We start from the raw sequence: 10,911 nt of genomic DNA, 5'->3' as shown, positions 1-10,911 counted from the left end.
TCTACTGGGACCGCAGGTGGTACATCCCGAAGAAGTCGGGGCGTCTCGCCCGCCCGGCGAGAGCAGCGAGACTAATCAAGGAATCGTAAGCTTCGTGCATCGGCGTCCATCTCAACCATTCCCCCAATCGGAAAAGTCAGCTTGTCGCGAATATGCCCTGCATGGAGTCCACAAAAAATCGGGCACTTCACCCACATCCGCAGATTATCGAATACTTGGTCCATCGAAAAAGAGTCCGGGCCCGGATCGACCGGCTCGTCGCGAGGCAGCCGAAAATCGCCGAAAACGATTCCCTTCAGCTTTTGCAGCTCTCCTCTGAGCCAGAGCGAAGTGAGCATTCGGTCTACACGATACGGAGCTTCGGCTACGTCTTCCATAAATAGAATCGCGTCTTTGAAATCCGAACCATAAGGGCTTCCCGCGCACGGCTCGATCAGACTGAGATTCCCCCCGATCAGACGGCCCTTGGCCGTGCCCGGTTGAATCGTGCGGAGTGGCGGATACACTGCTTCTCCCGCCAAAACGGTCGGGTTTGGAAAGAGATCAAGTGTTTCGCCCTCCATGATCGCGCGCCTAACATTCTCGCCCTCGAAGCCCAATAACTTAGCCTCAGCAATCGGGCCATGAAAGGTGACCACGCCCGACTTCCGAGTGAACGCATTCAATAATCCAGTGATATCGCTGTAGCCCAACAGCACTTTGGGGTTCTGCGAGAACCCCTTGTAGTCCAACATTGGCAGAATCCGCATCGTCCCGTATCCGCCACGCAAGCAGATAATCCCTTTCACTTCATCATCCCGAATCGCCTCGTTGAGATCACCCGCGCGTTGCTCGTCGGTGCCGCCAAGGTACCCCCACCGCCGGCCAAGATTCGGCATCCGTTTGACGCGCAAGCCTAGCGACTCGACGTTCAAGACGGCATGCGCCAAACTCTCTTCGGACTCCGCAGCCCCGGCCGGCGAGAGGATGGCGACGAGGTCGCCGGGCTTGAGTCGAGGAGGATAGACCATCTTTCTTGAGTTCGGGGAGCTAGCTCGCGTGGCAAAAGGAATCGCGGCAATCCCCACAATCGCTTCTCGGCGAGTCAGCACAATCCGAAGATTACCGTGCCCTCCGCCACTTGCACCCGATGTACCGCTGAGGTAATATCTTGGTTAGTGGACCACATCCGCTGAAAGCCGAAGGCCGATGGTCCAAAGCTTACGAGTGGGGAATTAGCTCAGCTGGGAGAGCGCTTCCATGGCATGGAAGAGGTCAGGGGTTCGAGCCCCCTATTCTCCACCACTCAACTCTATAGATGTGTCGAAAGCTGTTTTCGGCGGCCTCTGCTTCAATTCAAGTAACCGATTCCGCCAGAGCAAGAGTGAGAAGAGAACCGATCGTCTGGATCAAGTAGGACTTTGCTTCTTCCTCCCAACCGCTGTTCTAGGATTTCGAGTTCTTATGTCGGAGCAACGTCGCAACAGCTGGTTCGAGAAGTCTTATCAATTTGCGTGCGGAATGGGGACTGTAAGCGGTGAGTACTCGTAGGTTCTAACCCGAGTTTTCTTGCTAAGAACCCAAACATAAATAGCGATTCTCGTCAGACCCACTTTCCCCCCAAAAACACAGGCTTACAACCTGGCTCAGCGGCGATTAACCAGTGGGAGGTTTTTTTGTTTCGACCTTCTCCTTCGGCTTGTGCTCGACCCGAAACACCTCGAAGAAGAGCATCTCATCTCGTGATGATTCTCCAGCTTCGACCACGCTCGGCGGCGAATGTGGGTTTCGCGGATTGTCTCTAGAGTTGTCATACGTGCCGGTCACGTAAATCTTGGAGCCCTTCGGAACTTGCATCGGTTCTTGGAGGTAGTAGAGCAGTTGCCAATCCGGGTCCCAACTGTCGATCGCTATTAACGGTTTTGAATAGCCGCCCGGAAACTTGACCCAAGCTTTGAAGGTCTTCCCAAGGTAATGCATATGCGGCCAAACGGCATAGATCGTTGTATCGTGTTGGGTTACTGGCCCGATCGCGTAGAATCGGGCATTTTTTTCGCCCGGCTGTATGTAGATGTCACCAGACGCGACTACGTTAACCGACATCTCATCTTTAGGGGCGGACTCTTGGGTGTAGAGCGCAACCTGTGGTTGTTCCGTTGCCGGCTTTCCTTTCGGTTTGTAGTGAACATTAAGGATAAAGCAGTCTCCGGGATTAACAAGAAAGGCGGTCCCTTCCGGAGATTCGAACGGCGGTGCTCCTGTCGACCAGAATCCAAGAACATTGTAGACCTCTGCGCTCTGCGTCGACTCTGGCTTCCAACTGTCATCATCAAAATCAAACTTGATCTTTCGCAGTTTCTCAGCTTCCTCTTTCTTGATGAGCGACGGAATGATATGGTGTACGGTGCCTTGTTCTTTGGGTTGAAAGTCGATTGCTCGGATCCACGTTGGTTTTGTGACTTGCGGATCAATCAAGTAGTCACGAAAGAAATCTCTGCCCTCGGCGGGAATCGGGGTCAGTTTGCCTGGCACGAGAAGATAGTCCGGTTTGCCTAGTCGCCAACCAGGAACTACCGTGGGTGGCTTTGGCGTTTCCGCCGGGTTGCCCTCTTTTGTCCCAGTTTCAGCCCATCGCTTTAGAACATTCTTCTCTTGCTTGGTCAAGGCGGCAACGTCTCGGAAGTGGCCATAGTCTGCTTTGGCTTTCCAAGGCGGCATGAAGTTGGACTGTGTTACGCCAACGATAGTGTCCGCTCGGCTCTTTACGTTCGCGTAGCCTACAAGCGAAAATGGAGCGATGCGACTGTCACTATGGCAGGAGGCGCAACGCTTATAAAGAATTGGGGCGACATCTTTCGAGAATGTAGGGGTGTCCGGGCTTGAAGATGCTTGATACGTTCCGAAGCCGAAGGCTGCAAAGCTCGACAGCACGATAATCATGGATTTTAGATTCGGCATAATTCACCTAGTATGTCAGAATCTCAGCGGATCCGGGCAGGTGGTTATGCCAGGGTAAGGGCAGCACTCGGAGCCGTAGCACTACTGCTGATTGGCAGCTTCACCCTTGGGCAAATGAACCGACAATTTAAACCAGGTCGATGGGTGACCACCGAAGGAGCCATCTTCGATCCTTTTGTCCCTAAGGAACAACCATTGGTTCTATTGTTCGTTTTGACAGACTGTCCGATCGCCAACATGTTCGCGCCAGAGTTGAAGCGTATTATCAAGCACTACGGGGAAAAAGGCGTCCAATTTTCCGTGGTCTACGCGGACACAAATCTGAACCGGGAAGATGCAAAACGACACGCTCGGGACTATGGCCTTGACTGCACACTTGTCCTAGATTCGATTCATTCGCTCGCCAAACGCGCTGGCGCAACAGTTTCTCCCGAGGCAGTAGTCATCTCGAAAGGGGGCCAGATCATTTATCGAGGTCGAATAGACGACCGTGCTGTTGACTTTGGCAAGATTCGAGCGGAACCCAAACACTTTGACTTGAGGGTGGCGCTTGATTTGACGTTACTCCGCAAACCCATCAAGATGTCGCGAACAAAAGCAGTGGGTTGTATATTCCGGACCGAAAAGTCTTAGGCGGTTTCAACTCCCCTGCGGCTGAGCGTCTCAAAGCTACTAGGTTTTCCGCGGATCGGATCGGGACTCCGATCAGTCGAGAGTTGCAAGGATCGCCAAGTATTTGGGCCAACGCTCCCTGCCTGTCTAGTGAATCCCAACCTCGACTTTTCTGTTTATCGAAATTTGTGCTGTCCCGATAGTTTGAAGTGCGGACTCTGCAGTGCACTGCTTCTCAGTTCTCGAACTCTGGAAAGTTGCAATCGGCGGCCAGCAATCCTCGCCTAGTTTCCCGATTCAGAGAAGACTCGCTCAGTTCGCTATGTATAATTCGGTCATGCCGCGCGAGCTACAAAGCAAGCTAATCAGAAATGGAGCAATCCTTTCCGGATCGTTCTTGGCAATGTATGGCACGCTTGCGAGCGCCGGGCAGGTCGGAATGGTTACCGCGACCCCCGAGCAGGCTGCTCATTTTGAGTCGAAGGTCAGGCCAGTATTTGTCTCGAAATGTTTGGCTTGCCACGGCGACAAGCAGCAAATTGCCGGACTCCGGTTGGACAAGCCGATTTCGGCGGCCATGGCCAAGAAAGTAGCTGCCGCGGTGGAGTACAACGGCTCGACGAAGATGCCTCCGGGAGGCAAGATGAGCGCAACAGAAATCGCCGCCGTATCTGCTTGGGGAAAAGCAGGCGGGCCCTGGCCCGCGAAAGTTGCGACGAAAGCAAATCAGCAGTTCTGGGCTTTTGTTCCTCCGACGACCCCAGTTCTGCCTAAGGTGAAGAACAAAGCCTGGGCTCAGTCTCCGCTCGACCTGTTTGTACTCGCGAAACTTGAAGAAAAAGGCATGAAGCCCGCTCCTGCGGCTGACAAAGCCACGCTCATTAGGCGTGCAACATTTGATCTCACCGGGCTACCACCAACACCTGCCGAGATCGACGCATTCATTGCAGACAAGACCCCAAACGCATTTGAAAAAATCATCGACCGTCTTCTGGCAACTCCCGCTTATGGCGAACGCTGGGGACGGCACTGGCTGGACGTTGCGCGTTACTCCGATTCCAACGGTCTAGATGAAAACCTCGTTTATCTAAATGCTTGGCGATATCGAGACTGGGTGATTGGAGCAATAAACCAAGACATGCCAATCAACCGATTCTTCCAAGAGCAAATCGCTGGCGACTTGCTACCTGGGGCAGGTGATAGTCAGGTTGTTGCGACGGGTTACCTCGCGCTGGGCGGAAAAATGCTTGCGGAGGATGATCCTGCAAAGCAAGAGCTTGACATCATTGACGAGCAAGTTGACACCCTCAGCAAGGGGATGCTAGCGATGACCGTCGGCTGTGCCCGGTGTCACGATCATAAATTTGACCCCATAACCGCAAAAGACTACTACTCGATGGCCGGGATTTTTAAGTCAACAAAGACGATGGATAAGTTCACCGTCGTTGCCGAGTGGCAAGAGCGAATGCTTGGGCCAAAAGAACCGCAAGAGCGGCTCAAGAAAATCGAAGCAACTTTGAAGGAAAGAACTGCGCAACGCGACACAGTCAGAAAAGCAGAAAGACAAAACTTACTGAACCGTCTTCAAAGCGAAAAGCCTGCCTACGTTGAGGCAGCCAAGGAATTTCTGCAATCCGAAAAGGATCAAGCTGAGCTTAAAACAGTCCTGACCGATCGAAACGGACCCCGCCCAGAAGGCGCCGTCGTGCTTGAAGCGGAAGACTTCACTCAAGGGAATGTCGCCAGAGACAAAAGTGGTTATGGCCCAGAAATTGGGGTGATCCACAATGCGGGAATGTATCCCAATATCGCGGAGTACTCGGTCACCGTTGCCACAAGCGGATCGTATCAGCTCGACATTCGGTATGCCTCAGGAGAGAACCGAGCAATTCGCGTGTACGTCAATGGGGAACTGGCACTTGCCTCCGCCGCGAACCAGAGCACGGGCGGCTTTTACCCTCAGCATCAGAAGTGGTTTGCAGAAGGCATCGTCGTCCTGAAGCAAGGAACTAATAAAGTCCGGTTCGAACGGGACAACTTTTTCCCGCACATTGATCGCTTCTTGTTCACTCCTCGTTTACAGATGCATCCGACCAAGCAAGTGCCAACCGGCTTGATTCCCGAAGTCGTCGCTCGAGTCGCCGAGCAAGTCCGGTCGGGCTCAGACGTAAAACTAGAATTGCCCGAAAACTCGGATCACCTTTTCACTCCTGAGAAAGTTGGGGAGCTCAAACTTCTTGAAGGAGAAATCAAACGACTGAACGACTCGAAGCCTACGATTCCTCGCGCGATGGCGGTGAGCGAGGCCGCTCCAAAGAACTTGAAAGTTCACCTCCGAGGCAACTACCTGACCCTCGGCGAAGACACCAACCGTGGAGTTCCGGTCGTGATGTCCAAGAATCAGCCAGTCGTCGTTCCTAAGGATCACAGCGGGCGCCTAGAATTGGCAAATTGGATCACCAGCCCGACTAACCCATTAACTGCCAGAGTGTTTGTCAATCGAACATGGCGATGGAAGTTTGGCAAAGGACTTGTCGGATCGGTCGATAACTTCGGAATCCTTGGAAATCTGCCTTCGCATCCTGAGTTGCTCGACTGGCTCGCTACGAGTTTCGTCAAAGAGGATCAGTGGAGCCTGAAGAAACTGCAGAAGCGCATTATGCTCTCTAGCACATATCAGATGAGCACTCAATACGACGCCAAGTTTGCGAACCAAGACCCAGACAATCGATACCTATGGCGATTCAATCGACGGCGATTAGAAGCAGAGGCGATTCGGGACAGCATCTTCTTCGTTTCAGGAACCCTGGACAGGAAAATGGGAGGAACAATGATCAACCTGCCACCTCGTGCTTACGTGACGAACGACCAGAGCGCAAACCCTATCCAATACGACAGCCCACGACGAGCGGTTTATCTTCCGGTTATTCGAGCTGCAGTCTACGATGTGTACACCGCGTTCGACTTCGGCGACCCAACTGTGATGAATGGTGATCGGGCGAGTACAACCGTTGCTCCGCAGGCTCTGTTTATGCTGAACGGCAAAGTCGTTTTAAATGCAACGAAGGCTCAGGCGACCAAACTGTTGGAGAGAAAGGATATCGACGATCGGGCAAGAATCCAGAATCTGTTTCGCTCATGCTTCGGCCGGTTCGCGAGCCAGAAGGAGATTGAGCGGTCATTAACCTATCTCGCAAAGTTTGAGCAGGCCTATGCCAAATCAAAAGAACCTAAACTGAGTGCATGGCAGAGTCTGTGCAAGACCATGATCGGAGCGAACGAGTTTATTTATGTGGAATAGAGACCAGCTTTCAAGACGCGACCTTCTTCGGGCAAGTGCGTTAGGATTTGGGAACATGGCGTTCCTCGGCTTGCTTGCCGATGAAGCCAATGCTCAGCAGTCGAGGAATCCGCTGGCGCCAAAGGCACCGATGTACCCGGCGCGGGCGAAGCGAGTAATCTTCGTCTTCCTCCATGGTGGTCCTTCGCAGGTCGATACGTTCGACCCCAAACCTCTTCTGACCCGCGACCACGGTAAACCGTTCACCGGCGAAATGCCACGCATTGTCTCTTCGCCTACGGGCAACCTTCTGAAAAGCCCTTGGGAGTTCAAGCACTACGGCGAGAGTGGAATCGAGGTCAGCGACCTCTTCCCTCATGTCGGCTCGTGTGTTGATGATCTTTGCTTCATCAACTCGATGTACGGTTCTAACTCGCGCCACGGCGCGGCCTTGCTCGAACTGCATACTGGCTCCGATACATTCGTCCGCCCTTCGATGGGATCATGGGTCACCTACGGCCTTGGCACCGAGAACCAAAACCTTCCCGGCTTTCTCACCATCTGCCCGACCCTGGGCCACGGCGGGGTCAACAACTGGAGCTCGGCATTCCTCCCCGCGTACACCCAGGGAACGCCGATCGGAAACGCCGGAATCGAGGCCCCTAATGCTCGAATCCCGTTCATCCATAACGACGAGACCCCTGCCGAAGCTCAGAAACTCGAAATCGAACTGATGCGGCAAATGGGACTCGACCAGCTCGGTCACATCGGTCCAGATCCGGCACTAGAAGGAAGGATCAACTCCTACGAACTTGCCTTCCGAATGCAGCTCGCCGCCCCCGAGCTACAAGAGATTGCAGGAGAATCCGAAGAGACCAAGAAGCTGTATGGTCTGGATGATCCAAAAACTCGCAATTTTGGACACCAATGTCTGCTTGCCCGTCGGTTCAGTGAAAAGGGCGTTCGCTTTGTCCAAGTCACCCACTCCTACAAGTGGGATCAGCACGAAGCGCTCAAGAAGGATCACGGCAGCAATGCCATGGAAGTGGACAAACCTATCGCTGGTTTGATCAAGGACCTCAAGGCTCGCGGAATGTTGAAGGACACCCTGGTCATCATCAGCGGAGAGTTTGGTCGAACGCCGGTCGCACAAGGAACCGACGGTCGAGACCACAACCCGCACGGGTTCACGACGATCCTTGCCGGAGGCGGAGTCAAGGCGGGAATCAAGTATGGTGCGACTGACGATTACGGGTTCTTTGCCGTGAAGGATAAAGTCCACATCCATGATCTGCACGCAACGATGCTCCACTTACTTGGAATTGATCACACCAAACTCACCTACTTCCACGGCGGTAGAAACTACCGGCTTACTGATGTTCACGGAAACATCGTCAAGGACATCTTGGCCTAAAGGTCCTCGATACGCACGCCTCGTTTGAATTTGCCAAAACCGAACGGGGATGGGCGGTAGTCACCGACGAATCGAACATCTGCCCTTAGAGGAACCTGTTTCTTGAGTCCCCAAAAAGTGGCGTTGACAAGGAGGCCTCGGAAGCGATCATCAAGGAAGTCCGTTGCACTCCCAAAAGTTGTTGTGACGACTCGGTTGGGAACTTCCCTGGTCCAGACGATTGGCATCATCGGCTCGTTCAAGCCCTGTTCTGCTCCAGTCCGGGTTTTCCTCAACCCCGTTGCCGCGGGCGCCTTCGGGTCGAGCGATCGCAAAACTTCACCTCGCATCAGAATCTTTGCATCAGGCGGGGGTGCTGCCTCATAGACGTCGGTCGTCCCGAACAGCCCATCTACTCCTGCTAGAATTGGGTGCCCCAAGACGGGAACTCCCCTGGTTGCCTCAACGCCATGGTTACCCCAGTGGCTCACCCACCTCTCTCCTAAAACCTGCTTACCGAAGCCGCCAGGCCACTGCTTCGAGTCCCAACTCCACAACCGGTACGGACTGTAGGAATCCTTAGGATATTGAAACGGATGAGTGCTAGTCCGAATGGCGATGATCGGCTTGCCCGACTCAAAGTAGCGCACGAAGTGACCCATGTCAGCGTCGGAATAGTGCCGGAATCGGATCATGAAGATGCACAAATCCGCTTTGTCCAGAGCTGAGATTCCTGGAGCAGAAGTCTGGTTTTCTGGGTCGATCTCACCATTCGCGTTTTGCGAAAGCACCACCGCGCAACGGAAGCCATGCCGATCTGAGAGAATCCTCGCTAGTTGCGGGAGCATCTCCTCCGAGCGGTACTCCTCATCCCCTCCGATCAGAACAATGCGCTTGCCCGTCGCCGGACCGACTTCAAAAGTGCTCTGCCCCAAGACCGTGGCCGCTACGAGCGAGACCATCACCCCTCACAAACGATTCGGAACCCGCAGAAAGGGCCATCGGACAGCCACCAGCGGCTCTTTGGGATCTGAGGATCGGACTCTTGCCAGGCCGGAATCCATTTCTGCTTGAAGCTTGGCGAGACTTCTTCGGGGTTCTGCATGAACGTTGGCCCACATAAGACAGGCTCACCCTTTACATCCGTTGACCATTCGCCGACATTTCCCAACGTGTCGTAAAGTCCGAAAGCGTTCGGTGCCTTCTTTGCGACCGCACTGGTCATTTCTTCGATGTTCGCATAGTTCCAGGAAACTTTGTCAATCTCCGCTGCTGTCATTTTCCAAGGCACCTTTGCCCCGGCGGTTGCGGCATGAAGAAACTCCGCCTCAGTCGGGAGCCGATACCTCTTCTTCGTTACGGACGAGAGCCACCGGCAAAACATCTCGCAGTTCGTGTAGCTTACGCTGATAACCGGAAATCCACGATGTCCGAATCCGCGATCCGGGAGGTGGTAGCTCCGGCTGGGTCTTGCAACAGCATCGGGGGCAAAAACCGCCTGCTCATAAGGCTTAGATGGTGGACCGCTCTGCAGAAACACATCAAACGCCTCCCAGCAAGTTTCCGTCGTAGCCATAAAAAACGGTTTCACCGTTTTGCTTCCTGGAATCGGCACCATGTTGATCTTCACCACCGAATTAGGGAGCGATTCCGTATAAGGAGCCGGCTTCTTTGTCGTATCCTGAACAGGCGATATGAGCGAAAGGGCAACAATGAGAGTGGTCATAGCAGGTGTGCTCGGGCTTGTGGGGGCATTCTCAGTCCCTCAAGGTCAGACGACCCAGAAGGCTGAACAACTCACCCGTTTTACCTTAGTCGAGTACCACATGGGCATCGATGCCCGTATCGTTCTATACGCTTCGTCACAGGGTGCCGCAAACCGGGCTGCCGAGGCCGCCTTTAAACGCATCGCTGAGCTTGAGCAGGCGATGAGTGACTACCGTCCAAGCAGCGAGCTCATGCAGTTTTGCGCAAAACCGCGTGGCACAAAGATCAAGCTATCACCCGATCTATTCAAGGTTCTTGACCGTAGCCAGCACATATCGAAGCAGACGGACGGGCGATTCGATTGCACGGTCGGCCCACTCGTTCAACTCTGGCGGAAAGCTCGGAAGAGCAAAGTGCTTCCCTCCATCGAGGAGATCAAAGCCGCGCAAGGCTTGGTCAGTTATCGATTCCTGCATCTTGATCGGAGGAGCCAGACCGCTTGGCTGGACCGAGACGGGATGAAGCTTGATCTAGGAGGGATCGCCAAAGGCTACGCCTCCGACCAGGCACTTCGAGCATTGCAAACTAACGGCATCAAGATTGCCCTGATCGAAATGGGTGGCGACCTCGTTCTTGGCGAAGCTCCACCCGAGAAGGAAGGCTGGGAAGTCGAGATTCCAAATGCCGCAAAAACGCTCCATCTCAAAAATTGTGCAGTCTCGTCATCTGGCGATACCGAACAGTTTGTCGAGATTGGCGGCGTACGCTATTCCCATGTGGTCGATACCCGCACCGGTTATGGTCTCTCCGACCGGGTTCAAGCGACCATTATCGCCCCGAACGGCTTCACGACCGATCCGCTTTCTACCGCCCTGACTCTGCTGGACGAGAAGGGCCGAGCAAAGCTACAAAGGCTCTATCCCGGCACCCAAGTTTTCATCAAAGTCGCGAAGTAACTCGAGCGTCCCCCCGGAATCGAAAG

Annotated in this window: 8 protein-coding genes and 1 tRNA gene; 5 read left to right on the top strand and 4 right to left on the bottom strand. The window is 53.9% G+C overall.

Annotated features, from left to right (window positions below; translation table 11 throughout):
• Window positions 1-71 precede the first annotated feature (71 nt).
• Complete coding sequence (locus WCK51_08335) at window positions 72-1,091, bottom strand: LD-carboxypeptidase (protein MEI7576886.1); 1,020 nt, start codon at window positions 1,089-1,091, stop codon at window positions 72-74.
• Between the two features lie 117 nt (window positions 1,092-1,208).
• On the opposite strand from WCK51_08335, the gene WCK51_08330 reads away from it, so the two are divergent.
• Window positions 1,209-1,284 (top strand) — tRNA-Ala (locus tag WCK51_08330).
• Between the two features lie 351 nt (window positions 1,285-1,635).
• On the opposite strand, the gene WCK51_08325 is transcribed toward WCK51_08330, so the two are convergent.
• Window positions 1,636-2,937, bottom strand: coding sequence for a hypothetical protein (locus WCK51_08325; protein ID MEI7576885.1), 1,302 nt, complete (start codon window positions 2,935-2,937; stop codon window positions 1,636-1,638).
• 12 nt (window positions 2,938-2,949) lie between these two features.
• On the opposite strand from WCK51_08325, the gene WCK51_08320 reads away from it, so the two are divergent.
• The 3 genes from WCK51_08320 to WCK51_08310 all read left to right on the top strand — a co-directional run bounded on the left by WCK51_08320 (window position 2,950) and on the right by WCK51_08310 (window position 8,243).
• Window positions 2,950-3,570, top strand: a complete 621-nt coding sequence (locus tag WCK51_08320) for a redoxin family protein (GenBank protein ID MEI7576884.1) — start codon at window positions 2,950-2,952, stop codon at window positions 3,568-3,570.
• 316 nt (window positions 3,571-3,886) lie between these two features.
• Window positions 3,887-6,850, top strand: coding sequence for a DUF1553 domain-containing protein (locus tag WCK51_08315; protein MEI7576883.1), 2,964 nt, complete (start codon window positions 3,887-3,889; stop codon window positions 6,848-6,850).
• Between the two features lie 55 nt (window positions 6,851-6,905).
• On the top strand, window positions 6,906-8,243 hold the full coding sequence (locus WCK51_08310; protein MEI7576882.1) for a DUF1501 domain-containing protein: 1,338 nt from the start codon (window positions 6,906-6,908) through the stop codon (window positions 8,241-8,243).
• Here WCK51_08310 and WCK51_08305 read toward each other — a convergent pair.
• Entirely contained in the window at window positions 8,240-9,184 is a 945-nt protein-coding gene (locus WCK51_08305; GenBank protein ID MEI7576881.1) for a ThuA domain-containing protein, read from the bottom strand. The two genes, WCK51_08310 and WCK51_08305, sit on opposite strands and share 4 nt — an antisense overlap.
• Window positions 9,184-9,948 carry an SUMF1/EgtB/PvdO family nonheme iron enzyme gene (locus WCK51_08300; protein ID MEI7576880.1) on the bottom strand — a complete coding sequence of 255 codons (765 nt, stop codon included), beginning with the start codon at window positions 9,946-9,948 and terminating at the stop codon, window positions 9,184-9,186. The genes WCK51_08305 and WCK51_08300 overlap by 1 nt, the downstream gene beginning before the upstream one ends.
• On the opposite strand from WCK51_08300, the gene WCK51_08295 reads away from it, so the two are divergent.
• The gene (locus tag WCK51_08295; protein ID MEI7576879.1) at window positions 9,935-10,885 is read left to right on the top strand and encodes an FAD:protein FMN transferase; all 951 of its coding nucleotides are present in this window, start codon (window positions 9,935-9,937) and stop codon (window positions 10,883-10,885) included. The genes WCK51_08300 and WCK51_08295 overlap by 14 nt on opposite strands.
• The last annotated feature ends 26 nt before the right edge of the window (window positions 10,886-10,911 follow it).

The sequence above is a fragment of the Armatimonadota bacterium genome (assembly GCA_037138755.1).
Taxonomy (GTDB): domain Bacteria; phylum Armatimonadota; class Fimbriimonadia; order Fimbriimonadales; family Fimbriimonadaceae; genus Fimbriimonas.
The sequence above is the reverse complement of the archived record's forward strand: the minus strand, read 5'-3'. Positions and strand labels throughout refer to the sequence as shown.

Excerpts from the sequence above, each read along its gene's own strand:
- WCK51_08320 (MEI7576884.1), top strand. The coding sequence starts at position 2,950 with ATGTCAGAATCTCAGCGGATCCGGGCAGGTGGTTATGCCAGGGTAAGG.
- WCK51_08300 (MEI7576880.1), bottom strand. The coding sequence starts at position 9,948 with ATGACCACTCTCATTGTTGCCCTTTCGCTCATATCGCCTGTTCAGGAT.
- WCK51_08310 (MEI7576882.1), top strand. The coding sequence starts at position 6,906 with ATGGCGTTCCTCGGCTTGCTTGCCGATGAAGCCAATGCTCAGCAGTCG.
- WCK51_08315 (MEI7576883.1), top strand. The coding sequence starts at position 3,887 with ATGCCGCGCGAGCTACAAAGCAAGCTAATCAGAAATGGAGCAATCCTT.
- WCK51_08295 (MEI7576879.1), top strand. The coding sequence starts at position 9,935 with ATGAGAGTGGTCATAGCAGGTGTGCTCGGGCTTGTGGGGGCATTCTCA.
- WCK51_08305 (MEI7576881.1), bottom strand. The coding sequence starts at position 9,184 with ATGGTCTCGCTCGTAGCGGCCACGGTCTTGGGGCAGAGCACTTTTGAA.
- WCK51_08325 (MEI7576885.1), bottom strand. The coding sequence starts at position 2,937 with ATGCCGAATCTAAAATCCATGATTATCGTGCTGTCGAGCTTTGCAGCC.